28 protein-coding genes are annotated in these 25726 nt (G+C 34.6%); 20 read left to right on the plus strand and 8 right to left on the minus strand.

The window, feature by feature from the left end:
* The first annotated feature begins 123 nt into the window (after nt 1–123).
* The 3 genes from ACFYKT_RS07005 to ACFYKT_RS07015 all read left to right on the plus strand — a co-directional run bounded on the left by ACFYKT_RS07005 (nt 124) and on the right by ACFYKT_RS07015 (nt 2735).
* Nucleotides 124–1311, plus strand: a complete 1188-nt coding sequence (locus ACFYKT_RS07005) for a YhgE/Pip domain-containing protein (protein WP_389217442.1) — start codon at nt 124–126, stop codon at nt 1309–1311.
* 428 nt (nt 1312–1739) lie between these two features.
* The gene (gene aac(6') / locus ACFYKT_RS07010) at nt 1740–2174 is read left to right on the plus strand and encodes an aminoglycoside 6'-N-acetyltransferase (protein WP_389217444.1); all 435 of its coding nucleotides are present in this window, start codon (nt 1740–1742) and stop codon (nt 2172–2174) included.
* 96 nt (nt 2175–2270) lie between these two features.
* Nucleotides 2271–2735 (plus strand): hypothetical protein, encoded by a 465-nt coding sequence (locus ACFYKT_RS07015; RefSeq protein WP_389217447.1) that lies wholly within the window; start codon nt 2271–2273, stop codon nt 2733–2735.
* 116 nt (nt 2736–2851) lie between these two features.
* Here ACFYKT_RS07015 and ACFYKT_RS07020 read toward each other — a convergent pair whose 3' ends face one another.
* Nucleotides 2852–3175 carry a hypothetical protein gene (locus ACFYKT_RS07020; RefSeq protein WP_389217450.1) on the minus strand — a complete coding sequence of 108 codons (324 nt, stop codon included), beginning with the start codon at nt 3173–3175 and terminating at the stop codon, nt 2852–2854.
* Between the two features lie 411 nt (nt 3176–3586).
* Here ACFYKT_RS07020 and ACFYKT_RS07025 point away from each other — a divergent pair, with 411 nt between their 5' ends.
* Nucleotides 3587–4795, plus strand: a complete 1209-nt coding sequence (locus tag ACFYKT_RS07025) for a CPBP family intramembrane glutamic endopeptidase (protein ID WP_389217453.1) — start codon at nt 3587–3589, stop codon at nt 4793–4795.
* Nucleotides 4796–5218: 423 nt separating this feature from the next.
* On the opposite strand, the gene ACFYKT_RS07030 is transcribed toward ACFYKT_RS07025, so the two are convergent.
* Entirely contained in the window at nt 5219–6163 is a 945-nt protein-coding gene (locus ACFYKT_RS07030; RefSeq protein ID WP_389217456.1) for a helix-turn-helix transcriptional regulator, read from the minus strand.
* Nucleotides 6164–6359: 196 nt separating this feature from the next.
* Here ACFYKT_RS07030 and ACFYKT_RS07035 point away from each other — a divergent pair, with 196 nt between their 5' ends.
* The 3 genes from ACFYKT_RS07035 to ACFYKT_RS07045 all read left to right on the plus strand — a co-directional run bounded on the left by ACFYKT_RS07035 (nt 6360) and on the right by ACFYKT_RS07045 (nt 9107).
* Nucleotides 6360–6863: a DinB family protein gene (locus tag ACFYKT_RS07035; protein WP_389217458.1), complete on the plus strand. Its 504-nt coding sequence runs from the start codon at nt 6360–6362 to the stop codon at nt 6861–6863.
* Between the two features lie 291 nt (nt 6864–7154).
* On the plus strand, nt 7155–8093 hold the full coding sequence (locus ACFYKT_RS07040) for an ATP-grasp domain-containing protein (RefSeq protein ID WP_389217461.1): 939 nt from the start codon (nt 7155–7157) through the stop codon (nt 8091–8093).
* A gap of 162 nt (nt 8094–8255) precedes the next feature.
* The gene (locus ACFYKT_RS07045; RefSeq protein WP_389217464.1) at nt 8256–9107 is read left to right on the plus strand and encodes a hypothetical protein; all 852 of its coding nucleotides are present in this window, start codon (nt 8256–8258) and stop codon (nt 9105–9107) included.
* Nucleotides 9108–9159: 52 nt separating this feature from the next.
* On the opposite strand, the gene ACFYKT_RS07050 is transcribed toward ACFYKT_RS07045, so the two are convergent.
* Both ACFYKT_RS07050 and ACFYKT_RS07055 read right to left on the minus strand, forming a co-directional pair.
* Nucleotides 9160–10158 (minus strand): LCP family protein, encoded by a 999-nt coding sequence (locus tag ACFYKT_RS07050; protein WP_389217467.1) that lies wholly within the window; start codon nt 10156–10158, stop codon nt 9160–9162.
* Nucleotides 10148–10675: a sigma-70 family RNA polymerase sigma factor gene (locus ACFYKT_RS07055; protein WP_389217470.1), complete on the minus strand. Its 528-nt coding sequence runs from the start codon at nt 10673–10675 to the stop codon at nt 10148–10150. Before ACFYKT_RS07055 ends, ACFYKT_RS07050 begins: the two co-directional genes overlap by 11 nt.
* Before the next feature lie 265 nt (nt 10676–10940).
* Between ACFYKT_RS07055 and ACFYKT_RS07060 the strand changes: the two genes are divergently transcribed.
* The 5 genes from ACFYKT_RS07060 to ACFYKT_RS07080 all read left to right on the plus strand — a co-directional run bounded on the left by ACFYKT_RS07060 (nt 10941) and on the right by ACFYKT_RS07080 (nt 14582).
* Complete coding sequence (locus tag ACFYKT_RS07060; protein WP_389217473.1) at nt 10941–11654, plus strand: MOSC domain-containing protein; 714 nt, start codon at nt 10941–10943, stop codon at nt 11652–11654.
* A gap of 285 nt (nt 11655–11939) precedes the next feature.
* Complete coding sequence (locus ACFYKT_RS07065) at nt 11940–12227, plus strand: hypothetical protein (RefSeq protein ID WP_389217475.1); 288 nt, start codon at nt 11940–11942, stop codon at nt 12225–12227.
* Nucleotides 12228–12468: 241 nt separating this feature from the next.
* Nucleotides 12469–13137 carry a DNA alkylation repair protein gene (locus tag ACFYKT_RS07070; RefSeq protein ID WP_389217477.1) on the plus strand — a complete coding sequence of 223 codons (669 nt, stop codon included), beginning with the start codon at nt 12469–12471 and terminating at the stop codon, nt 13135–13137.
* Nucleotides 13138–13465: 328 nt separating this feature from the next.
* Nucleotides 13466–13987 (plus strand): streptothricin N-acetyltransferase SatA, encoded by a 522-nt coding sequence (gene satA, locus ACFYKT_RS07075; protein WP_389217480.1) that lies wholly within the window; start codon nt 13466–13468, stop codon nt 13985–13987.
* A gap of 220 nt (nt 13988–14207) precedes the next feature.
* The gene (locus ACFYKT_RS07080; RefSeq protein WP_389217483.1) at nt 14208–14582 is read left to right on the plus strand and encodes a hypothetical protein; all 375 of its coding nucleotides are present in this window, start codon (nt 14208–14210) and stop codon (nt 14580–14582) included.
* Nucleotides 14583–14789: 207 nt separating this feature from the next.
* Here ACFYKT_RS07080 and ACFYKT_RS07085 read toward each other — a convergent pair whose 3' ends face one another.
* The 3 genes from ACFYKT_RS07085 to ACFYKT_RS07095 form a co-directional block, all read right to left on the minus strand.
* Complete coding sequence (locus ACFYKT_RS07085) at nt 14790–15386, minus strand: type II toxin-antitoxin system HicB family antitoxin (protein WP_389217486.1); 597 nt, start codon at nt 15384–15386, stop codon at nt 14790–14792.
* A 107-nt stretch (nt 15387–15493) separates the two neighbouring features.
* The gene (locus tag ACFYKT_RS07090) at nt 15494–15658 is read right to left on the minus strand and encodes a DUF2197 domain-containing protein (protein ID WP_389217489.1); all 165 of its coding nucleotides are present in this window, start codon (nt 15656–15658) and stop codon (nt 15494–15496) included.
* A 22-nt stretch (nt 15659–15680) separates the two neighbouring features.
* Entirely contained in the window at nt 15681–16310 is a 630-nt protein-coding gene (locus ACFYKT_RS07095) for a TetR/AcrR family transcriptional regulator (RefSeq protein WP_389217492.1), read from the minus strand.
* Between the two features lie 155 nt (nt 16311–16465).
* Here ACFYKT_RS07095 and ACFYKT_RS07100 point away from each other — a divergent pair, with 155 nt between their 5' ends.
* Together ACFYKT_RS07100 and ACFYKT_RS07105 are read left to right on the plus strand one after the other, a co-directional pair.
* Nucleotides 16466–16693: a DUF2651 family protein gene (locus tag ACFYKT_RS07100; protein WP_389217495.1), complete on the plus strand. Its 228-nt coding sequence runs from the start codon at nt 16466–16468 to the stop codon at nt 16691–16693.
* A 239-nt stretch (nt 16694–16932) separates the two neighbouring features.
* Nucleotides 16933–17268 carry a DUF6054 family protein gene (locus ACFYKT_RS07105; protein ID WP_389217497.1) on the plus strand — a complete coding sequence of 112 codons (336 nt, stop codon included), beginning with the start codon at nt 16933–16935 and terminating at the stop codon, nt 17266–17268.
* A 150-nt stretch (nt 17269–17418) separates the two neighbouring features.
* On the opposite strand, the gene ACFYKT_RS07110 is transcribed toward ACFYKT_RS07105, so the two are convergent.
* Complete coding sequence (locus ACFYKT_RS07110) at nt 17419–17907, minus strand: pyridoxamine 5'-phosphate oxidase family protein (RefSeq protein WP_389217500.1); 489 nt, start codon at nt 17905–17907, stop codon at nt 17419–17421.
* Between the two features lie 284 nt (nt 17908–18191).
* Here ACFYKT_RS07110 and ACFYKT_RS07115 point away from each other — a divergent pair, with 284 nt between their 5' ends.
* From ACFYKT_RS07115 to ACFYKT_RS07140, 6 genes are all read left to right on the plus strand, one after another.
* Nucleotides 18192–18725, plus strand: a complete 534-nt coding sequence (locus tag ACFYKT_RS07115) for a ClbS/DfsB family four-helix bundle protein (protein WP_389217502.1) — start codon at nt 18192–18194, stop codon at nt 18723–18725.
* Nucleotides 18726–18911: 186 nt separating this feature from the next.
* Nucleotides 18912–19214, plus strand: a complete 303-nt coding sequence (locus ACFYKT_RS07120) for a nucleotide pyrophosphohydrolase (RefSeq protein ID WP_389217505.1) — start codon at nt 18912–18914, stop codon at nt 19212–19214.
* Nucleotides 19215–19268: 54 nt separating this feature from the next.
* The gene (locus tag ACFYKT_RS07125; RefSeq protein ID WP_389217508.1) at nt 19269–20888 is read left to right on the plus strand and encodes a DUF2075 domain-containing protein; all 1620 of its coding nucleotides are present in this window, start codon (nt 19269–19271) and stop codon (nt 20886–20888) included.
* A gap of 92 nt (nt 20889–20980) precedes the next feature.
* Nucleotides 20981–21382: a (deoxy)nucleoside triphosphate pyrophosphohydrolase gene (locus ACFYKT_RS07130; protein ID WP_389217511.1), complete on the plus strand. Its 402-nt coding sequence runs from the start codon at nt 20981–20983 to the stop codon at nt 21380–21382.
* 350 nt (nt 21383–21732) lie between these two features.
* Nucleotides 21733–22566, plus strand: coding sequence for a helix-turn-helix domain-containing protein (locus ACFYKT_RS07135; RefSeq protein ID WP_389217514.1), 834 nt, complete (start codon nt 21733–21735; stop codon nt 22564–22566).
* A gap of 242 nt (nt 22567–22808) precedes the next feature.
* Nucleotides 22809–25703, plus strand: coding sequence for a DUF3427 domain-containing protein (locus ACFYKT_RS07140; RefSeq protein WP_389217517.1), 2895 nt, complete (start codon nt 22809–22811; stop codon nt 25701–25703).
* The last annotated feature ends 23 nt before the right edge of the window (nt 25704–25726 follow it).

Genomic DNA, 25726 nt, shown 5'->3' on the forward strand with positions numbered 1-25726 from the left:
ATAACCAACATATCTTTCATTTTTGATTATTGAAAGTTAACTAGTATCCTCATTATAATTTGAATACAGCAAAAAGAACAACACGTTGTTGGTTTTTTGAGTGTAAAAAAAGGAGGAACAAAATTGTTTAAAAATAAATTAGTATGGGCTTCACCAATCATCGCATTGGCAGTGATTCTTATTTTCTCACTGACATTATTTCCATCGGTCCAGCCACAACCAAAAAATCTGCCTATTGCAATTGTAAATGAGGATGAGGGAGTGCAAATTCCTAATCAAGCTAAAATGAATATGGGCGAAGCCATTGTTGAGATGATACAAAAGTCTTCTCCATCAATTAGAGATGAAGATTCTGCCGTAAAATGGGTGGAAGTAAAGAGTGAAGAGGAAGTCCAAAAAGGATTAGATAATCAAAAGTATTACGGTGCTTTAGTCATTCCAAAAGACTTTAGTGCGAAACAAGCATCATTACAGACACCCGTCCCGTCTACACCTGAAGTCCAACTATTTATTAATCAAGGAATGAATATGGCTGCTTCAACAATGGCAGGTCAGGTCTTGAATGGAGTAGTAGACAACATGAATAACACTGTCCGCCAGCAATTGCTAGATGGCTTTGAAAAACAAGGTGCCACTTTGACCCCTAAACAGGCAGCTAGCCTTGCAGTTCCAATCGGAAAGAAAGTCACAAATGTGAATGAAGTTGGAACCAATACTGCAAATGGAAATGCCCCGATGACTTTATTCCAGCCATTGTGGATGGCAAGTTTGGTTACTGCAGCTATTCTTTTCCTTACAGTTAATAAAATGACCATCGCTACTAGAAAAGAAAGACTTGGGATAAAAATAGGGCAAATTTTAATGGGTACTTTTGTAGCAGTAGTCATTGGATTCGGCTTTACCTGGATTGCAGAGGCGATAGTAGGGCTGAATATTCCAGATTTCATGGATACAGCCATGCTTTTAGCGATTTCATCATTTAGCTTTATATTAATGATTTTGGCCGTATTTTCATTAATTGGGTTTAGCGGAATGCCTATCTTTGTCTTATTGCTATTCTTTGGAGTACCTTTACTTGCATTAGCACCTGAAATGATGTCTCCATTCTATCGGGATTGGGTATATTCTTGGCTGCCCATGCGATTTATGATAGAAGGTTTACGAAAGCTCTTCTTCTTTAATACAGAATTATCATGGAATATGGTTTCAGTCCAGGTTTGGATTGGAATAACAAGTATGATCGTTATCATGGGTACTGTTTTAAAAAAGAATAAGGAAAAGGAAGTAGTTACTGATTCGCAAAAGATATAGGTAATAATTGAATGTATACAAATTGGTTGATCATACGACAGCACTTGGAGGATGCCAATGCGGGTCGGATCAAATAATGAAATTGTAAGTATTCATTTACAGTAGATAGATTCAAATACTTATTTTCTATGTGAAATTACTAGATTGAATTTTTATTTATCTGAATTTAAATATCCAATTGTCTGAGCATCTATTAAATGCTTCTGATAATTGGATATTTTTGTTAATAACTATAGTGAGGTAAAAGGTTTTGAACATCACTTAGTAGAAATAATAACTATGATAATCCTTAGGGGAGAAGGAGACCGTTGCCAATGTCACTACTTCTTACTAAGGAGACAACTAAGAAGGATAAACAATATATTAATAATTTAGCAAGCTAAAGTGAGCGCAATAGTAGAAGAAATGAGGATATTTGGAGGTATGTAATGATAAAAGTGGCTACGTTACAAGATACAAAGGAAGCTGCATATCTTGCATTACTACTTTGGCCAGATCACACATTAGAGGAATTTATTCAAGAAATGGCGCAGGTTATAGCTCAGCCAGATGTAAAGGTTTTTTTATCTTATCATGACAGCAAAGCGGTTGGTTTTGCACAATGCCAACTACGATATGATTATGTTGAAGGGACGAGTTCAAGTCCGGTAGGATATTTAGAGGGACTTTATGTAAAAGCGGATTTTCGTAAACAAGGCTATGCTAAAAAGTTAGTGAATGCTTGTGAGAATTGGGCAAAGAAAAGAGGTTGTCGTGAATTTGCTAGTGACTGTGAATTAGGAAATGAGGAAAGCTTTGCCATGCATCTTAAATTGGGATTTAGTGAAGTAAACCGGATTATTTGTTTTAAGAAGGATTTATAAGGATTTAGGGAAATTAGGACTTGCTGATAGTTAAAAAGAACCAATGCTCCTTACTACTAGTGGAAGAAAGAATATATTTGAACAATGAGGTGTGATATGAAATTCCTTTTTAAATTAAGTATAGGATTCTTCTTTGTTTTAGCACTTTCAGGGTGCTTTGGCGAAGATTATGATGTAGGAGTGCCAACTGCCCATTTAGATTTCGATATTTCATCTGCACAATTAACAGAAGCAAATATTAGTTGGAATACAGCAAGTGAAGATGTACAACAAAAGATAGAAGATATTGAAGAATTCGCATCTTCACTGGAAGAAATAAAGGTTTTTACAGGTCAAAAAGTATTTCTAGACTTTAAAGAGAACGAAGAAAATGGTGGAGACATTTGGACTGACCCTAAGATAACAGTTGCCTTATTAAAAGATAACAAACGAATCGAACTTGAAATTGACGACTCAAGAGAATTTCAATTCCCAACAAACAAAGGGAATTATGTTTTAGAAGTTGAATTTATTAATTCCGCAGGCAGTGCTCAATATGTAGGGAATGTTGTAATTAAATAATTCGAATGAAATTCAACGAAAGGGCGTAATTCTGATGCTAGAATTATGCTCTTTCTTTATGTTAAGGACTAAATTGAGCTCCTTATCGGGTTGCTCCTACAATTATGGCATCTGAGTTAATAGAAAGGCGAATCAATGGGACATTTATCAACTCCAACCTTAGCAATTGTCTCATAGAACGAATCAATGGGACATTTATCAACTCCAACCTTAGCAATTGTCTCATAGAACGAATCAATGGGACATTTATCAACTCCAACCTTAGCAATTGTCTCATAGAACGAATCAATGGGACATTTATCAACTCCAACCTTAGCAATTGTCTCATAGAACGAATCAATGGGACATTTATCAACTCCAATCCTAGCAATCGTCTCATAGAACGCATCAATAGGACAATTACCAGTTTCAATCACTAGTAAATGTCTCATAGAACGCATTAATGGGACATTTATCAATTCCAAACACTAGCAATTGTTTCATAGAATGCTTCGTATTAAGTAATCAAGGGTTTAATTCAATCAGATGGTCTACATATAAAAAAGATTATTGAGAGGAGGTTATTGCTGGGTAGGAGAGTGGAAGATCGGAGTTTACTTTATGTTCAGCAATCAGGCCATTTTTAATGGAGGAAGAATACCAGGAAAAAATGAATACTAATAGTAATGATAGTCATATAGGGAATTTGAATTTGTTGGAGTTAAGATAAAAGGAATTTAAGCTTTAGTTTGGAATCCTTTTTAAAAAATTAAATTTATTTGCTTTTCAAAGTATTTTGTTGCTTATTAACTATTTGGTATAATTTATCAGAATAATGGTAATTATACGACGGTCTTTGGGGGATTTGAAAATTGAAAAGGCTTTATTGGATTTTAGGCGGCATTTTAGTATCTCTATTAATAAATATGTTTTTTCTAGAAACAACGATCTATAAGCAACCAGATAATAGTAGTATCCACGTATTCATATTCTTGTTCATTGGTTTATATTTATTATATTCTCAGTTTACAGAAAGACTAGAAGGCGCTATTTCATTCGCTTTTCCAATATTATTATTCTGTTTAACTCCTATGATTACAACGATGCTGGACGGTCTTTTCAAGAATCATTTAATTTGGTTAGATATTTTTTTACATTGTATCGCTTCTATTATTTGGACTTTCATTCTAATAAAATTAACTGACAAAGTTCCTTCTAATCTAAAAACTAGAAATTCAGTAATGATCATGTCTCTATCAGCAATTGTTTTTCTTTTTATTCTTCAAAGTATATTTTTAAATACATATAAGACACAACTAATTCATGTAAACAAAATACTACATGACTATTCATCTGGTTTATTCACTTTTACTCTCTTAATCAATTTTAGTTCCTTTCTTATCGTTTTACTTTTCTTATTTTTAATACTCCCGTCTAGTTTTTTTAAGACCGTGTTTCGTGAGGTAGTTGATTTAGATAAAATGAAGGTGGGATTTGTCTATCTATTCATCATTTATTTATTTTCTAATTTATTTGTCGTTGGTGTAGAATGGCTGTCAGGTCAATCTATTTCCAGTTTAGTCGCAGAAACTGATGTTTTCCGTCTAATTGGTCATTTTATAGGCTTCTTATTTGGGGTTGCTCTCTTTGAGGAAGCAATATTTAGACTCTTATTACCTGTTCTGCTTGGAATCCTATTAAGTAATTACTTTATCAAAAAACATGCGATCATTCTAGCTATATTAATAAGCTCAGTATTATTTGCTTTTGTTCATACATTAAGTGGTTTTGGAGGCTTTGAGCAATTAGATTATGCACAGGCTATTCGTCGTCTTCTGATGTTATTTTTATCTGGACAAATATTAATTTATCTTTACATAGTGACAAAAAACTTATGGATCCCCATTATCATACATGCACTTAATAATTATAGTCTCCCATTATTTTTATTTACTGATTTTCCAAATCATTCGTTTGAAAATGTCATGTGGGTAACTATGTTTATATTAATTATTTTTATGCAGCATGGGAGTAAAAATTCAACATTTAAAGCGAATACAATGACTACAAATTTACTGTGAATGGTTAGGATGATCATCTATTTAATAATAAATAAGGATATTTAGGTTAAGGCTGATAATAATGGGGATACGAAATAAATACCAATGAGGCAGCCGTTTTATTTTACGAAATGGTCAGGTTAGCTACCATAGACGGAGGATTTCCTCTCAATATATAAAGAGAAAGCTGAAGAAGCAGAAATATAAACGGAGCATTTCCGGTTAATGCAAATAAGGAAGCTTAATAAGTGAATATAAGCGGAAAAGTTCTGGTTAGCTGCTCTAAATAAGGCAAAATCCATCAATTTAGATCAAATTTGCGGAGTTTCTCCGCTTATTTTTAAGGAAATAGAGGTATTTCCCAATATAGCTGGAATTTCTCCGTTTATTTTTCAAACATAGTAAAATCAAGTGTAATATTTTTAGAGAAAGGTAGAAATTCAATTAGTTATACTGATTTAATACTCTGTTCAATATTTCTTTTGTACTTTCAATTAATTCAATTGGCTTCTTAATCATTGCATTTTCCCCATATGCGATAAAGTAAGTGGATAAAAAGTTAATATCATGTTTGGCAATCATGCCCTCTATATGTCCTGTTCCATCAATCCTTTTTCTTAAAAATAGATTTGGCCAGTTAACAGATTGGAATTTTTCTACTCCATTTTTAGTTAACTCCACATAGATTTCTATCATTTCTTTATTCTGATTAAGGATGGAAAAGCGATTTCTTAAAGTAATATGCGATAAATCAATCGGAGTATTTGTTTCATCACGTTCTACGGATTTTATACGATCACATCTGAAAACACGATAATCTTTTCTAACAAAACAATAGGATGGACAATACCATTTTCCTTCATTTGCGTAAATACCAATCGGTTGAATACTTCTAAAGCTAGTCTTTCCATTTGTTTCATAATGAATGATTAGAACGTCTTGCTGAATGGCAGCATCTAATAATTGTTTTAAAAAGGGCATCTTTTCTTGTTGATGTATCGATTGAAAATCAACTCGATCTTGCATTGTATCAATGGTGTCTCTAATATCTCCAGAAAGATTTAAGTAAAACTTCTTTATGATCGATTCATACTCAATATCAAAAGGGAGGGAGAGATAATGTCTTAATACATGAATGGCAAAAAAGATAGAAACAGCTTCATCTTCGCTAAAGGCGATGGGAGGAAGGATTCTTTCATTTAAGATTTGATATCCTCCATTCGGCCCTACTTCCGAGTACAATGGTACCCCCATCTCACTCAATTCTTGCAAATCTCTCAAAATCGTTCGTTTGGATACCCCAAATTCATCTGCTAATTCCCTAACGGTAAATCTCTTGTTTCGATTCACCATCATGATCATCTCATTTAATCTTTTTGCTTTAGACATTTCGATCTCCTTTTAAATAACAGTGACAAATGTTGTCACTATCATAATATATAATCACAAATAGATAAAGAATAAGGAGAAGGAAATAATAATCATTTCACCTTATCCCATTTGTCTTGAGGACACAGTTGGAGGTGTAAAGGAAAGCCATACACTTCTTATAGGTTTTTACAAAAAAAGTATGGAGGGATTATATATGTACGTAACGATTGCCGATTTCATTAAAGAATGGAACAAGGAAGCAATATTAACTCAAAATGTTTTAGATGGTTTGACAGATGACTCATTAAACCAGCAAGTGTATCCAGAAGGTCGAACACTAGGAAGAATTGCATGGCATCTAACAACAACGATTCCAGAATACTTAGCTGAATTCGGGTTGAAAATCGATGAAGTAAAAAATGCACAACAGATCCCAACGACAGCTAAAGAAATAGCCGAAACCTTTAAACATGTAAGTTCAAATGCAGTCCAAGCTATTGAACAACAATGGAAAAATGATACGTTGCAGGAAGTGCAAATGGCATTTGGGAGGGAAGAAACAAATGCTCAAATCGTAATGGGACTCATCAAGCACACTGTTCATCATCGCGGACAAATCACTGTTCTTATGCGTCAAGCAGGATTGAAACCATTTGGAGTGTATGGACCGCCAAAAGAAGATTGGGTACAGTTTGGGGTAGAAAACCCGCCTCTTTAACATCCTGTACAAAACGGAAGCGTTGATCCTTAAAGGATTATCGCTTTTTTTATTGAAAAAAAGGGCATTTGCTGATCAAGCTAAAGGCAGCAATCATAGAGTGCTTTTTCGGAAAAAAGTGTCGCGCTTATTTTTAAGGTCAAATGGTTGAACAATACCTAGATATGTATGTTAAAGTTTAGGAGAGATCGGTAATTTTGTACATAAAGGAACGATGCCGATTAGTATAGGTATTTCAAAGATGTAGTGGCTAGATTAGTAGTTAAATAAAGAAAGGAAGGGGAAGTTTTCATGTCTAAAAAAATATACATTATCCATGAAAATGATGATTGGACTTCTCACTTAACAAAACGATTGGATGAATTAAATTTGCCATATGAGGCATGGCATCTTGATAAAGGGATCATTGATTTAACTTCTATCCCGCCAGAAGGGGTATTTTACAATCGGATGAGCGCGTCTTCTCACACAAGAGATCACCGATTTGCACCTGAGTTGACTGGTGGAGTTCTTGATTGGCTTGAATTCCATAATCGAAAGGTTTTTAATAGCAGCAATGCCTTACGTCTTGAACTTAGCAAAATTAAACAATATACAGCGCTTGAAGTGAATGGAATTCGAACGCCAAGAACAATTGGTGCAGTAGGCCGCGAGCAAATAATAGAAGCTGCCAAAAATCTAGGGACAGCCCCATTTATTACGAAACATAATCGGGCTGGGAAAGGACTTGGCGTCCAATTGTTCCAAACTGTAGAATCGTTGGAATTACATGTCAATAGCCCTGCATTTGAAGAGTCTGTAGATGGAATTACGCTTATTCAGGAGTATATCCAATCACCAGATTCCTCTATTACAAGAGCGGAGTTTGTAGGTGGCAAATACGTTTATTCTGTAAGGGTTGATACATCAGAAGGATTTGAGCTATGTCCAGCAGATGCATGTCAAATTGGCGACCTATTTTGCCCTGTAGGAGAAGAAGTAGAAATAAGACCTAAGTTCGAAATAGTAGAAGCGGTTGATCACGATTTAATCGAACGCTATGAAGCTTTTCTGAAGGCTGTAAAAATTGATGTGGCAGGTATTGAATGTATAAAAAATGCCGCTGGTGAAATTTTCACGTATGACGTGAATACAAACACAAACTATAATTCAGAAGCAGAAACAAAAGCAGAAAAATACGGAATGCTCGAGCTTGCCAAGTTTCTTAGAGAAGCTTTGGAGAGAATATAAGCATGAACGCAGTATAAACAACGGGACGTTTCTTGTGTTTTCTTTGAAACAGAAGAAACGTCCCCTTTGTTTACTAATAGTAAAAGGGGAAAAGTAAGAAGGATAAATGCAACTTTTGTCGAATGAGTGAATTGTAAAATAAAAAATGATAGGAGCTTCGCAATGAGGAAAAACTTCGAAATCCCTAGAAACCACAAAGACATTGGTCTTCGCTCCCTCGCAGTTATGTTCAAAGATGAATTTATTCCCTTTACTGGTCTAAATCTTCCAAAAGTAAAAGATGTTATTGAAACAAATGTCCCCATAATTGAAGTGAAAGACCGTGGAATGGATCTAAATTTCCTACTTGAAGATGGTACCATTGCCCATATTGAATTCGAATCAGATACCCTCAAGGAAAACGACCTCACTCGTTTTGCCCACTATGATTTACAACTCTACGAACAGCGCAAACAAAAAATCCGTCGTATTATAATCTTCTCATCTGGAGTATCCCATACTACTTTAAAACAACTTGATATTGGAAGCGTGAAACAACAGCATGATTGTATTTTTCTTGAACATGACTTTAATGGAGATGAAACTTTTAGTAAGATTAAGGGGAAAATTATACAAGGGCAAACATTTACGAACAGGGAAAAACTTGAAATTTTATTATTGCCAATGATGAAGACTACTCAGTCTAATTCATCTAAACGAGCATATGAATTAACAAAAACTTTAGAAAAATATCCTCAAAAGGAAATCGCACATTATCTCATTGGGGCTATGGTTGCGGTAAACTATAGTCAGATCAAAGAACCTGAGAAAGCAAAAATACTGGAGGTGCTTGAAATGGCAAAACCGTTTGAAGATCTTTATAAGAAATTCGAGTTAAAGGGAAGGCAAGAAGGAAAGCGTGAAGTCGCACTGAAACTATTAATAAAAGGGATGGATAAAGAAACTATTGCTGAGATAACTGGGCTAAGTGAACAGGAAATCAATGAATTAATTCCGCAGAAAAAGAGTTTATAAACAAGGGGACGGTTCTTGTGTTTCTTTGAAACACAAGAACCGTCCCCTTGTTTTAAAATGTAGTTAACTCTTCTGAAACTGAATCTAAGAAGTCTTTTTCAAATTGAATATAGTAAGACTCATCTATTTTTGTATCTGTCATTCCATCGATTAATGATACCGTTTCTATCGAAGGAATTTCCATTTTATTCTCAAACAATTGTTCCATTGGAATAGTGCCTGCTATTTTAGTAGTAAATTGTTTTAATTGTGTTTGTGGTAATACGTTTATTGTTTGATTTATAACTGCATTAATGAGGGATAATTGGTTTTCTTCATCCAATATTCTCCCATCTGTAGCAGCCATCATTAATGCCACAACCTCTTCTCCATTCAAACGATTCGTCCCCTTTTTGAATTCAAAAGACACTGTAGAAATAGCTCTTACTTGAATATCTTCTTGCAAGTCGTATTCTATCCCATTCACAGAATCAACCATATTCGAAAGGGTTTCTAAATTCATGACAGCATAATAATCAATTGGTAAATCAAAAAGGTTGGATACGGTTGTTTTTACATCTTCAGCCCCTCCCGAACCGTTAACATAAGCATGTGATAATTTATCATATGGAGTAGTTCCATCATTCTTATCCAATATTGGAGCATAAGTATCACGAGGGATAGATAGAACTTTCATCATTTTTTTATCTTTATTATAAGTAAGTAAAAGGTTAATAGGTATTCTATTATTCTCATCTTTCACCATAAATAGAGTGGTAAAGTATTCGTCTTCTTGAGTTACTACTCCTTTTGAATCAGTTCCGTTATTATCGTTAGTGACGTTTCCTTGAAGAATCGTTGGAATAAAGAAAAATAGACACAAGCCCACTGCAAACAAAGAAGCAGTTAGTGGAGCGAACTTTTCCGAAATAGATACTAGAGATTTCTTTTGGATAGTATTCTTTTCTATATTATGAAGTTGTTCAAACACTTCATCACGATCTTCCTTCGTAAATGTTAGTTCTTGATTAGACATATGGTTAAATGTATCTTTCAAACTCTTATCTTTCATTAAGTTCAGCCTCCTTTAACATCGACTCTAATCTTTGTTTTGCTCTTCTTAATCGAGTTTTCACTGTATTAACTGGAATATCTAAAACGTTAGCAATTTCCTCTGTTTTTAATGAATCATAGTAGTAAAGATAAATTACTTCCCGATACACTTTCGGAAGCGAATAAATATTCTCTTTCATTTCTTCGTTATTATATTTATCAATAACTGTTTTTTCTATTGATGGTAATATGGACCTCGCCGTTTCATTTATAAAATTTCTTACTTGTACCATTTTGTAATTCCAGCTTTTTAAATAGTCCTTACATTCGTTAATGGTTATACGATAGAGCCATGTTTTTATTTGTGCGTCAAATCGAAACGAATCCAGGTTTTTGTAGCATTTTATAAACGTATTTTGAACCATATCCTTAGCAATCTCTGTATCTTTCACATAAGAAAATGCCAATCGTACCAACTCATTACCGTATTCAATCATTATTTTTTCTAATACATAATCCTTTTCTGATTTGTCCATTCTACTGCCCTCTCTTTCAAACTACTTCAAATTCTGCTATTAGACGATTACCCAATCATATTCGGTTCAATTTTATAAAAATAGTTTAATAAGATTTTCTTTTATATTGGCTGTTTTCGCAAACATCTTTTGAAACAAAGGGGACGGTTCCCATGTTTCCTTGAAGAAGTAGAACCGTCCCTTGTCCAATAAGAAGGTATTTTCCTTTATTTGACGAATCTTTTTGATAGTTAGATAAGGTTAGTTAAAATTTGGGGGTTAAACGTTGGTTAATAATCATGAATTTGTAGGGACTATTAAGGAAATTCGCCGTTTTCCAGTAAAATCAATTTTAGGAGAGTCTTTATCATCAATATTAATTGACAAGAGAGGTTTCATTGGAGACCGTCTGTGGGCAATCAAAAACAGGAGTGGAAAGTTTGGCAGTGGAAAAACAACCCGTCGTTTTCAACAAATGGCCGGTTTATTTAACTATAAAGCAAGATATGAGGGGACTACCCTCGTTCTAACGATGCCTGATGGAACAGATTATCGGGGCGACGATGCTGCCGTGAATGAGGCATTGACTAAGCTGCTCGGGTTTCAAGTCACTTTGGCTAAGGAAGAATCCATCTCTCATTTTGATGAGGGGGCAATTAGTATGATTACCACATCTTCGTTACGGATATTGAGCCAGGAATTAGGGGAGCCAGTAGATCCTCGACGTTTTCGAGCCAATTTTTTAATTGATACAGAGCTCACGGGATCCCTTGAAAAAGATTGGGTGGGCAGACGAATCAAGGTTGGTTCCGAAGTGATCCTTAGAGTTATTGCTCCGCTTGAAAGATGTGTGATGGTGAACAATTCTCAAGAAGAACTAAAACAGGATAACCGAGTGCTTAAAAGCTTGGTGAGTAACCACAATGCTTCATTTGGAATTTGGGCTAAGGTTGAAGTTAGTGGGAAGGTAAGTGATGGGGATAAAGTATATTTAGAATAAGAACAAGCCTTGTTCAGTAAAAACAGTACGATTGTGGAACATCATTTCTTTTCATGAGGAAGTACTTAAATACCCAGCGATAGTGGATGAAAATCATGAGTCGGACGCTAAAAAATATGGAACTTGTTCAACTGCCAGGCAGCGTTAACCCAAGAAGAATTAACGCTTATTTTTGGTAAAAAAGTAAGTGTAAACTATGTAAATACACTAAAGTAATGCAAAAAATTGATATGATGTGCATTAGTATTATTACACGACAAAAATAAAAATATATGGAGGTTAGTAATGTTATTTATGATATTTGGGGTTGTTGCAATAGTAGCAACTTTTATAAATCTTTATATGTATAAAGTAGGAAAGGATTATAAACTTGCTATGGTGATCGGGTTATCATTTACAGCATTAACCCTTTGTGCAGAATACAGTCTTGTATCGGTGTGGGTAGAAGTGGAAGATTGGGCAGCTTTAATGGATGTAGTACCTGGTATGGAAAGGGCATTATGGTTTTTGACAATTGTTTCTATCTTACTAAATATAGCACCTATACTTTTAGAACGAAAAGGTAAGAAATAACGGGGGCGTTTCTTTAAAAAGGAATGCTCTTTTCGTATCCAATTAAAAGGAAGTAATTGTTATTATTATATTAAAGAGGGTATAGGTGGAGAAAGCATTAATACGATATATGCTACAATATTAAAAAAGGTAAACTTTGGAGGCACACTACTGCAATAAGACTTATAACGATATTAAGTTCTTGATATATCCCATCAAGGACATATTTTGAAACAGTGCTTTAATAAAGGAGTTGTATAAAATGAATGAAAAAAAAGATACAGAATTAACACGCTCTTCAAAAGCAAAAAACATTCTATCTCAGATCAATAGTAAAACTAAGCTAGGCGATTTACGAAAAATCGCGAAGGACATTAAAAAAGATCATGAACTAGCTATGGAACTATGGATAACCGAAGAGTATTTGCCTAGGCTATTAGCAATCTTAATTATGGACAAAAAACTTCTCTCACAAGATGTGCTAAATGAGCTTGATAAGGATATACAGTCTCACACTTTTAATGAGCGAAATAACTTAATGGATTGGTTAATGGCTAATCAGCTCACCAAAGACAAAAAGACAATTGCATTGATGGAGTCATGGGAAAATAGTCCTTCTGCTCTTCAAAGGCGAGCTTTCTGGTATTATCAAGCACGATTGAGATGGACTGGACAAACACCGCCTGATAACACCACAGACTTACTATCTGCAATAGAAGTTAATATTACGCAGGAAGAACGGGAAGTTCAATGGGCTATGAATTTCACCGCAGGCTGGATAGGCATTTATGATGAAAAGAATCGTGCACGTTGTATTAAACTTGGTGAGGAAACGGGTCTTTACAAAGATGAAAAAGTAGCAAAAGGATGTACTCCCAGCTATTTGCCGGAGTTCATTACGATTGAAGTGAACAAACGACATAATAATTAGTTATCTCTGAAAAATTTATTAGGGCTTAATGCAAAAAAATAAAGGCATTCAAAGCCACATTATGAAAATTGTAATAGGCTTGGACCGAAAAATAAAGAAAACAACGCGTTATGTCAGCTAGTTAGTGAAATAGGCAAGGAAGATGTAAAGGATTAACCAACTATCTCTATTTGGTCTGTAGGACGCTTATCTTTAAGAAGACCAACTTTCCAGTTGCACAGTACAACGATACTATTCTATAGAGAATTGATATTCAACAATCGGCGCTTTAGTTGGAAAACAAATTCTAACAGTAAGAACAACACTATTCAAAGAAAAGGGGATACCCATGATTATTAAAATGACAAAATCTAATATGAATGATTTTAATAAATCAAATGAAGGATTCATGGTTACTGGGAGAATTCTACCTACATATGAAAACAGAGTATGGGCATTTACGGAGGAGGTCTTTTCTGAGCCATATTTCAAGAAATATGAAGATGAAGAAATGGATAACAGTTATATTGAAGAAGAAGGGAAGGTTGTTTATTTCTTTTATGCCGAAAATACATGCGTTGGTCAGATTAGAATTCGTTCTAGCTGGAATGGATATGCCTTTATAGAAGATATTGCTGTTGCTGAAGACTATAGAAAAAGGGGTGTTGGAACAGCATTATTGAATAAAGCAATTGAATGGGCGAAGGAGAATAACTTTTGTGGTCTTATGCTTGAAACACAAGATATTAATGTTTCCGCTTGCCATTTTTACGCAAAAAATAACTTTGTAATCGGTGCAGTTGATACGATGCTTTATTCAAACTTTCCAACTGCTAATGAAATTGCAATCTTTTGGTATTATAAGTTTTAGTTTTATAGGTTGATATTGTGAGAGTTATTCCTGGAAAATGGAAATACTTTTATGACTAATAAAGCCACCCATTAGCCACCATAGGAAAACCGCCCCGTTAAAATTTTCAGTTACCTGTCAGATAGCAAGCGATATAGGAATAGTATATTACTGGATTAAATAAAAATGAAACAGGAAGAAATGAGGTGATTGTATTTTAGAAAAACTAAGAAAAATTAATATGAAAACTGCTGTATTTATGGGAATAATTTTTTACTCTTTGACTTTCTTAATTCATTTTCTTATTATTAGTGGAATTATTCCATTCACTTGGGTTAATGGTGGAAGGTCTGAATCATTCGCTGAACAGCTACCAATATCTATTATAAATACCATTATTTCTATTATTGGAGTGGTTTTTACGTTGTTTGTTGGTAGAAATAAACTATATAAATACAAAAGAGGAATAACCGTTATATGCTGGTTTTTTGTTGTACTTTGGTCTTTTGGATTTATACAACAATTGTTTGGAACACCTTTTGAAAAAATGGTTTGTTCGTTAGTATTGCTCCTTGGAGTTATCTCGAACTTGCGTATGGCGATTGAAAAAAAATAGCTGTAACTATTTAACTAACAAGTTTGTGAACACTTACACTTAGGATAGCTTATCTTCAATAAAGCATATAAATAAAAATGCTTGGACATATTTAAGGCTCCAAGCATTTTTGTGTTATTTTACTTACCAAAACACTTGCAGAATTGGTGCTAATTCGATTGCTAATTACACAGTTAATTATGTTTTTGTACCTCAAAACCGAACCCGTTAGATTTTTTCTGAGCGTTTTTTGGCGTAATATTTAATTTGGTTTGGTTTATTTTTTATATTTTTTTGCTTTAATAGTACCTCTTCAACAAATTGATTAAATTTCTCCTCAGCTTCAGCCCGAAACTTGACGGTGAAAAGTAAATGATCATCAGGATATCCTTCTTCGTCTGAATAATCCCCGTAAAAAATGTCCCACATTCCTTGGTCATTTTTAAACCCTATTGCTTCTATAAAGTCATCCATTTCTTCGACATAATAATTGATATGCCAATGACGGCCTTTTAAATGTTCCTTTATTTCGTCTGCATACGGTTCAAACGATGTTTCCACTTCGATTAATTCCATCCCTTGGGATAAATGATTGCTTTGAATAGGGATAGGTTCAGGAAGTTCGTCATTATCATATAAGATGCCTGCCAAAGAATAAGCTAAATCCTTTTGTGCATTTTTTATGGCTATATGTTTGGATGTTCCGCGAGATAAAGGAAAGTCCCATCCGTGTTCAGGAAAAAGAGTAGGGAAATAAACACAAAACATACCTTCCTCTTCCTGTTGTATAAATGCTGGATAAACAAATTTATTGGAATTTATCATAGATATACATCCCATCTCTATGTAATAATTTGCCGCCTATCAATATGTTTACCTTCTTCAACAAAAGCCCCGGTTACTTTAACCTATTAGAAAGGCACTTCAAAAAACTATCTAAAGAAATTTTTAATAGCATCAAGGCGTATTTTAAAACTACAATCGTCGCAACAAAAAATCTTACTCTTTTTTTCCTTAAATTGTTTATATTTCAGTGAACCTTCGTATACTTTGAATTTTCTTCTACAACTATAACAAAGTATCTCATAGTAAATCATTGTTATCCCCCTAAGCGGCACATTACTTTTTAGTTGATTTATCGAAGATCGTAACCAGTTCTCTAGCATATTCCTGAACATCTAAATGAGGCTTTCTCACTAATTCAAGGGTGAACCCGTCAATGGCATGTCTTATTGTTAACGCCATCACCCTTGCTGCTGGTCTGGTAAATTCTCGGAAAATTCCTTCTTGCATCCCTAGGGTAAGAATATTTTCAATGGGAAGTAAAATAGCTTCATCATGGTCTGCTGCAAACTGGAGTTTCCCATCGTCCGTTCTCTTATTAGAAACCACTTCTATAACAGCGAAAACATGCTGACGATTTTCATCTATAAATGTAAGGTTGGATTCAATATACACCCGAAGCATTTCTTTAGGAGATGTTTGAGCTTCTATTCTTGGAGCCATATAGGCTTGCCAAGCCAAATAGTATTCGATCGGTATTTGCTCTAATAATTCCTCCTTATTTGCAAAGTGATAAGAAATAACCCCCTTACTGATATTTGCACGTTTTGCAATTTGACCTAAAGAGGCTTGCGCGTAACCTACATCTGCGATCGTTTCAATCGCACATTCCACAATTTGAGTTCTACGGGCTTTTTCAATGAATGACATTTCTTTTTGGTTAGTTGGTTTATTTTTTTTACTCATGTTTTAATTTTAGTACAGTCGTACAATAAATTCAAATGAAAAAAACATTTAGGTGAAGATTATCTAAATGTTTTATAATGCAAATGCCTATTTAATAGAATAAAAGAGGACTTGTTTGTATAGAATAGTATAATTTACAAAGGGGTGATAAAGATATGGAATTTCTTTTGGTATTATTTATTTGTCCTATTATTGTTCTTGTAGCATCAATTATTGGCTTCTATTTGGTTGGAAGAAGATGGTTTGTAATGCCGCTATTAACTTTCGTTGTGTTCACTATCTTAACTTTCACTGTTTTCAACGAATCTTTCTTTATTTGGGTTGTAGTTTATACAATACTCTCAGTTATCGTTAGTTTACTTATGAAATTTATTAAGAAGTAACTTTGTTCTTCTTGATAGGGAGAAGATACTGGCAATTCTCACTTAATGATAGCTATTCACTTAAAGGGAGAGCAGCTGTTTTATTTTCAGCCAAAAGAAGTATTCCTGAAATGAAGAAAGCATTATTATATAGGCTTCGACTCAGCTTTATGTGACATACGGTATTCCATGTTTAAAATAACCGAAAATAAAAACCTTATATTGAGATAAACGTATATTAAAGAAAGGGGAGATGGATCATGGCAAAGTATGAAAACACATTAATTGGTGAATTTGAGAAAGTGGTTAAGCGTTTGGAAAACGATATTAGCAATAGTGGAATCAGCATGAATTTAGTTGATGAAAGCAATTATACGGTTGGTGCTACTAAAATAGCTGTTCGAGTGTATGATAAATATTTTATGAGAAATGGCAACAGAGCAAGTTTGAGCCTTACTGTCGTTGGTGATGACCGAACTATTTTTATTTCAGCCATTGGAGCTGGCGGAGGAAGTGGAGTTCTATTTAATTTTAGTCTTGGGGCCGAAAACGATATGGTGGAAATCGTGCAAAAAAGTGTAGAGCAAATGAAATAAACTTCATTTTATGACTAAGAGGTGGATGAACGATATAAATGGATCTCTTTGTAATCTGAAGAAACTTCTTAATATACGTACAAGTGAATCAGTATCACTCAACATACCAAAATGGATTGTCCTATAGCCAGACAACCCATTTTCGCTGTGTTAATTATTCAATTCAACCGTTTCATTCCCATCAGTCGATTTAGCGCTTTGCCCTGTCATGCGTTTATAGAGAAAGGCGATTTTCTTCGTAAAATTTCCGGTATCCCAATACTCGGCTGCTTCCGCTTTTACCTTAATCAAGACAACGTTCGGATCATCATAAGAGGTTTGCATGATTGTCTCATATGCTTTGCTCCACAATTCCTTTTTCTTGTCTAAGTCCTCAACGATTTCTGCTGTTCCACGGACAGAAACATAGGATTTACCAGCATAAGCCACATTCACATCTTGATCATGTATAATTTCTTCATATTTACTAGTCTCTTTTTTCGTGAAAAACCATAAGTCCCCATCAAACTCAACTTCTTGTGTTTTCATCGGACGAGAAACAAGTCCTTCTTCCGTTACCGTAGTCAGCATGGCCGTATCTACTTCTTTGATTAACTCTCTTAATGTTTCCAATTCTTCTTGTTTTATCATGTTTGACATTCCATCACCTCATTCATGTTTATAGAGGTATACTCCCCTTCATACTAACTTTTATTCAGGCATGGTGGTTCATTATACAAACAAATAGAGGATTTAAATGATTGAATGGCGAAAATACAAGGGCCAAAGAATTTACATAGTAATGTTGGAATAGAGGATTACTGCGGCAACCTTTTTTCATTAACACAAGGGTGACGCGAAACCTAAATGCTTATGAAATCAATCTTTTCAATCTGCCTCTCATATACATTAGGAGCGATGTCGCAGAAAAGGAGTAAATAATCATGCTAACAATAAGTGAAAAAGAAAATCTATTACTGAATAGCGACAAACATTTTAAAGCTTTGCTTGAAATCATCGAATCCATCCCTAGCAGAAAAAGGGACATTTCTATTGAAACGCAAGAAAGAGATAAGAATTTTCGCGATGTCTTGATGCATCTGTATGAATGGCATGCCATGCTTGAGAGGTGGTATAGAGAAGGGATGGATGGAGATACCCCTTCAATACCAGCACCTGGTTATAAATGGCGAACAATTAATCTATTGAATCAGCAAATTTGGGAAAACTATCAAGATGTCACCTTCAATCAAGCGATAAAAAAATTGAAGCTAAGCCATGAAAGAGTGATGGCACTCATTCAATCACATACCAATGAAGAAATCATGACAAAGAAATACTATAAATGGACAAAAACTAGTAATTTATACAGTTACTTTGCAGCAAATACTTCTGATCATTATATTTGGGCTATAAAGAAATGTGAGGCGATTGCAAAGTTTATAAAGGCAAGGGAAGAAGATAGGATTGTGAATTAATTTTCGGAGACTTCTTTATAATGGTGCGATTATTAATGGGAATTCAATATGAGCAGCCTATAGATATTTACCATATACGTGAAGCAGGTGCCCACTTCGGGTACCTGCTTCTATTTAATTACATAACATCAAATGTTAAGATAGAATATATTTACAAAAATAGAATTCAAATTAGGTGGGCTAGAAATGAAAGAATTAATGCGAAAAATAATAGAGTTTAGAGATGAGCGAGGATGGAGTCCTTATCATAATGAAAAAGATTTAGCTCTATCCATATCTCTAGAAGCGAATGAACTGTTAGAAAACTTTCAATGGAGAACAAGTGAAGAAGCGGTTGCTGAATCCAAACAGAATATTAAAGAAGAGATGGCGGACGTATTTATTTATCTTCTGCAGCTAGCGGATAAAATGAATATCGATTTGGAAGAGGAAGCCTTTAAGAAAATGGAGAAGAATGCGGTGAAGTATCCGGTGAATAAAAAGAAGTAGGTAATTGATTATTCCTTAAATATGTTAGCAATCTTGAGGTAGGTAGAAATTTATATGAGTAAAATAGAGATAAAAACAATGCCTTTTGACAAGTCATCAATAGATAGAATGAACGGTTACTATACCGATTATCCAGTAGTTTACTTTCTCAATAATGATACAACGGTCTATATTGGTGAGACAGTGGCAGTAAGAAATCGGATGAGGGACCACTTAAATAATAGAGATAGAAAAGCATTAAAGAAGATGTCCTTGATCATTCATGAAAAGTTTAATCGATCCGCAACATATAATATTGAAACCAAGTTGATCAATTATTTTTTAGCAGACGAACGGTATAAATTACAAAACAAGAGTCAAACCGTTAACAGTGTGATGCATAATTATTATGAAAAAAGATTCTATAATGAGGAATTGTTTGAAGACATATGGGATGAGCTTCTTAAAAGGGATATTGTAGATAATTCGAGAAATACAATCGAAAATAAGGATATATTCAAGCTTTCCCCATTCAAAGAATTATCAATAGAACAATTGGAACTTCAGCAGAAGATTATTGAGGTTTGTACGAAACACATTAATGATGATGAGCCTTTTGTTTTCTTAATTAAAGGGGAAGCGGGAGTTGGAAAAAGTGTTGTACTAAGTTCGGTAATTAATAAAATCCAAGAATTATCCAAAGAAAAATCATCACCATTGAAAAATACCAATAATTATTTATTAGTCAATCATACAGAAATGCTAAAAACGTATAAGAAGATTGCAGGTAATGTTAAAGCCCTTACTAAAAAGAATTTTGAAAAACCAACATCCTTTATTAACCAGCGAAAAAAATTGATGGAAAAGGCTGATATTGTGTTAGTAGATGAAGCTCATTTATTGCTAACAAAGTCTGATCCATATAATAACTTTGTTGAAGAGAATCAGCTGCAAGAGATAATTAGACATAGCAAGATTGTTATCGCTGTGTACGATGATAAGCAAGTATTAAAGATGAAGAGCTACTGGGATGAGGAAAGGCTTCAATCTATTATCGGAAATTACAATACGGAACCTACGTATAAGCTAACAAACCAATTTCGAATGAAGGCAAATAATGAAATGATTAATTGGATTGACCATTTTGTTGAAAAGAAGATTACTGAAATACCTTACGACTCTAACTATGATCTTAAGATCTTTGAATCAGCTTCTAAAATGAATGACGTAATACAGGATTTGAATAGGGAAATTGGTTTAGCAAGAATTGTATCCACATTCGATTACATACATAAGAAGGATGGCCAAGATTATTACGTAGAAGAAGATAATTTTAAACTCCCTTGGAATGGAGATTACGGAAATACTACATGGGCAGAAAAAGCAGAAACTGTCAGGGAAGTCGGTTCTATTTATACCATACAAGGCTTCGATTTAAACTATGTTGGTGTTATCCTGGGGCCCTCCATTTCATATGATGAAGACACCGATGAATTAAAAATCCTTACAGATAATTATAAGGATACGGAAGCTTATAGAGGAAAAGATGAATTTCAAAATAGCGATGAAATAAAGGAAAAAATTATATTAAATTCTCTCAATGTTCTTATGAAAAGAGGAATACGTGGTCTGTTTATTTATGCTAGTGATTCGAAATTGAGGGCGAGATTGTTAGAGCTTCAAAAGAGTATGTAACGCAGTATTTCCGCTCTAACATAAATCATAATTAAGTTATAATAGACATATCTACTTGTTAAGTGTAAATAAGCTTCATATAAGGAGGACCCATGAAAAAAAACATCCATGTCGTCGGTGCGATCATCATCGATAACAATAAAATCCTATGCGCCCAAAGAGGCCCAGATAAATCTCTTCCCCTAAAATGGGAATTCCCAGGCGGGAAAATTGAGGCTGGGGAATCTGCTCAGGAAGCTTTAAAACGGGAAATTAGCGAAGAGATGAATTGTCAAATTGAAATAGGTGAGCAGGTCGATCATACGGTGTATGAATATGACTTCGGAATCGTTCATTTAACGACTTTTAGCTGTAAGCTGATAGAAGGAAAACCAGAGCTAACAGAGCATGTTGCGATAAAGTGGTTACCAACAAATGAGCTTTCATCACTTGACTGGGCACCTGCGGATATTCCTGCCGTAGAAAAACTAGCAGGAGCATTTAATGTAAAATAAAAATAGACAAAGAAGCTACTCACATTTCGTGGATAGCTTCTTTTGCTAAAAGGCGCTGATAAATTTTAATGTTGATTTCTACGCTATTCGTTAATTCAAAAAGGTTTTTTCTTTGCTATCTTTGCTATAAAAATGTCAGCGCTGCCAAGTCCCGTTCAAAATATCTTTTATTTGTGTACTTTCACTCCCAAAACAACCGATTTCACCACAATTTACCCTTTATAGTTGTATTTCTCCCATAAAACCTCTGCTATCAGCTTGTTAGCACATTTTTCAAGATGCACATTCTCCTATACAGTAAAGATACCTGGGGAAAAATAGAGTTGTGCACAGCTCGAAAGGTTCGTTAAATGGAAAAGTTTAATTATGAATCAATCAAAACCTATCAAACATTCACATCCATTGAAGAAATGGATCATGCCATTCGAGGATTTTTATACATATATAAATCAACTTTATCCGACGGAACGTTGAAAGTGCTTCGATTTATCTGGAGGCACTCCGTCAAAGTCATTGGTGTTTCCTTTGCCAAATACAATACAATTGCAGCTGAAACTGAACTTTCGAGAAGAACGGTGATTCGTGCAATCAATAAATTAGAAGAATTAGGGATTCTTAAGAAGGTCCCAACTGCACGTATGAATGGGAAACAAGGGGTGAATCTGCTTCTTTTACAGCCATTTGAGTCTATTTGTGATGTGAAAAATAATATGTCACCCCAAGATGACACCCGATCTGTCACTCCTATTAAAGCAGAGAATAAACAGAGTTCACTCTGTGAGAATAAACAAAAACGTAATGACGTTAGGCCGGCAGAGAAAAATCAGCCTTTAGAAAATATCAGTTATCAATCAATAGATGAAACCTATCTGCCGGAATCTGTTCATAAAGACTTTATCCAAGCGGCAAAGCCGTTCTTTCATGCAATGGATATTTATCATCTTTGGAATCGAGTATTAATCGCCTATAAGAAAAGTAAGCTTGAACAGCCATTAGCTAACCTAGTAGAAACCGTTATTCAAGCCTTTAAACAAACGATTTTCATGAAAAAGATCGGCAAAATTCACTCTACATTTGAAGGCTATTTTTATGGTGTGGTTTATGCGGGCTTTTTAGCAGAGAAAAGAAGTGAGTTCGGGCATAGTGAATTCAATACTTTTAGGGAAATGATAAGGTCACAGTGACACCCCGGAAAATCTTGTTTCGCAAAATGTTTCATGAAGCAATGAATATGCTAATACCATTTGGCATTTTTCTAGCTACAGCTTGAACAGCATTTATAGCAATGATTGCACTCGTCACAAATAGAAAAAAGAAATAACTCCCCCACAATTCGTTGATAGCTTCTTTGCTTTAAAAATAAATTGCGCTTAAAAATTAAGAGTATTACAATTAGTATAAACAAATGGTAATGATTGGGGATTATATGAATAATTTGATTCGAAGCTTAGAAGCATCACTACATAGGGGTTTTATTGATAAACAGCTTAATAAATCTGGGCGATATAAGCCGAAGTTACTAGTAAATAATTTAAAGAAAAATGAAAACGTTTTATCCACATTGTTAGAGGAACTTGATCAAAGCAAGTCTTTTATTTTTTCTGTCGCTTTTATTACGGAGAGCGGCCTTGCGACACTTAAATCCCATTTTCTTGATCTTGATCGAAAAGGCGTAAAGGGTCGGATATTAACATCGACATTTTTACAATTTAATCAGCCGAAAGTGTTTCGGGAATTGATGAAAATCAAAAATGTAGAAGTGAGATTAACAGATTTAAAGGGCTTTCACTCGAAAGGCTATATATTTGACCATGACACACATTATTCACTGATTGTCGGAAGCTCTAATTTAACAGCACATGCGTTGAAGGTTAATTATGAATGGAATGTAAAATTGACTTCACTTGAAAATGGAGAGATTGTTCATCACTTCAAAAGTCAGTTTGAAGAGGTATGGAATCAGGCTAGCGTTTTATCGGAGGAATGGATTGAGAAATACGAAAAGACTTATTCCCAGGCAGTTGATAAAAGAGATTTTGATCAGATTATAGAAATGCCTACACAATATCAGACGAATGCCATTGAGGATGCATTAAAGATCGTTCCTAATAAGATGCAGCAAGCGGCGCTGCAAGAAATCGAAGCGGTTAGAGCAGCAGGAAAAGATAAAGGATTAATTATTTCGGCAACAGGGACAGGGAAGACCTACCTTTCTGCCTTTGATGTCAGACGTTTTGGTCCTAAGCGTATGCTCTTTATTGTCCATAGAGAGCAAATTTTAAATAAAGCGAAGTCGGACTTTAAGCGGATTCTGGGTGGAGTGGATGAAGACTTTGGGATTTTATCAGGCACCAATAAGCAAGCAAATGCTAAGTATTTATTTGCAACCATCCAAACCATTTCCAAAGAAGAGACATTAAGGCAGTTTGATCCGCAGGAATTTGATTATGTATTAATAGATGAGGTCCATAAAGCAGGTGCCGCGTCCTATCGCAAAGTGATCGATTATTTCAAACCACAATTTTTTATGGGAATGACGGCAACGCCTGAACGAACAGATGATTTTAATATTTATGAGCTATTTGATTACAACATTGCCTATGAAATTCGCTTACAGGAAGCGCTTGAGGAGGATATGCTTTCTCCTTTTCATTATTTCGGTGTGACTGACCTTGATATTAACGGAGAAAATGTGGATGATGCGACCATTTTAACGAAGCTTGTTAACGAGGAACGTGTCAATCATATTATTGATAAGGTTAATTATTATGGTTTTTCTGGTGAAAAGGTTAAGGGATTAATATTTTGCAGTCGGAAAACAGAAGCAAAAGAATTATCAAGAGCCTTGAGCGAAAAAGGGTTACGCACAGTTGCGCTGACAGGTGATGATTCGCAAGAAGAGAGATCCTATCGAGTGAATCAATTAGAAAATGGTCAATTGGATTATATTTTAACCGTCGACATTTTTAATGAAGGGATTGATATCCCGTGCATTAATCAGGTTGTCATGTTAAGACAGACACAATCTAGTATTATATTCATTCAGCAGCTTGGCAGAGGACTTCGTAAGCATGACTCAAAGGATTTCGTTACGATCATCGATTTTATTGGTAATTATAAAAATAACTATTTAATTCCGATTGCTTTATCTGGTGATCAATCACAAAACAAGGATAATATCCGCCGACATACGAAGGACACAAGCTATATAAAAGGTGTTTCAACGATTAACTTTGAAGAAATCGCAAAAAAGCGGATCTTTAGCGCCATAAATAACAGCAATCTGACCACACTCAGAATCTTAAAGGACGCCTATATTGAGGTAAAAAATAGACTTGGTCGAGTGCCATACCTGTATGATTTCGTCATGCAGCATTCTATCGATCCCGTTGTCATTGTTGAAAAATATACGAACTACTACCAATTTTTATTGAAAATGAAAGAAGAAGTACCTACGATTACAAACTATGAAAATCAGGTTTTGACAATGCTGTCGTTAGAGCTAGTAAATGGAAAGCGTAAGCATGAAATCTTATTGGTGGAATTGTTAATGCAGCAAGAGAAGGTCGAGCATGGGGAATTTATCAACCGTTTAATCGAAGAAGGTTGCACAATAGACGAAGAAACCATTGCATCAGTCAAGGGTATCTATGACTTGTCATTTTTCACGCAAACCTTTAAAAAAAAATATGGGGATAAACCAATCATCACTTTACAGGAAAACTCCTTTTCATTTAATGATTCGATCCGTGTAAGTCTAGAAAAAAATGATTGCTTCAAAACAATGGTATTGGACATTTTATTAAGTTCCAAAGAAAAGAGTAAAACATACGGATGCAATCAAGCACTTACCTTGTATGAAAAATATTCAAGGAAAGACGCTTGTAAATTATTGAATTGGCAAAATGACGAAAGCTCTACAATGTATGGATACAAAACCAAACATGGTACTTGTCCGATCTTTATTACCTACCATAAAAAAGATGAAATTGAATCCAGTGTAAATTATGGTGATGAGTTTCTCAGTCAGGATGTTCTTAAATGGTATACACGTAGTAACAGAACACTAAACTCCAATGAAGTTCAAACAATCATTGATGCGGAAAAAAATCATATCGATCTCCATATTTTCGTCAAAAAAGATGATGATGAAGGCAGCGACTTCTATTACCTAGGTCAAGCAAAGCCTGATAAAAGCACGGTTCAGCAGGATGTAATGAAAGATGGCAAGCCAGTTGTTCATATGAATATGGTTATGGAACAGGGGATTGATGGTAAGCTTTATCAGTATATTATTGAGGGTAATGAGGATGGAGAATAATTAGGGATATCTGATTCCGGGGG

The sequence above is a fragment of the Cytobacillus mangrovibacter genome (assembly GCF_042865275.1).
Lineage (GTDB): Bacteria > Bacillota > Bacilli > Bacillales > Cytobacillaceae > Cytobacillus > Cytobacillus mangrovibacter.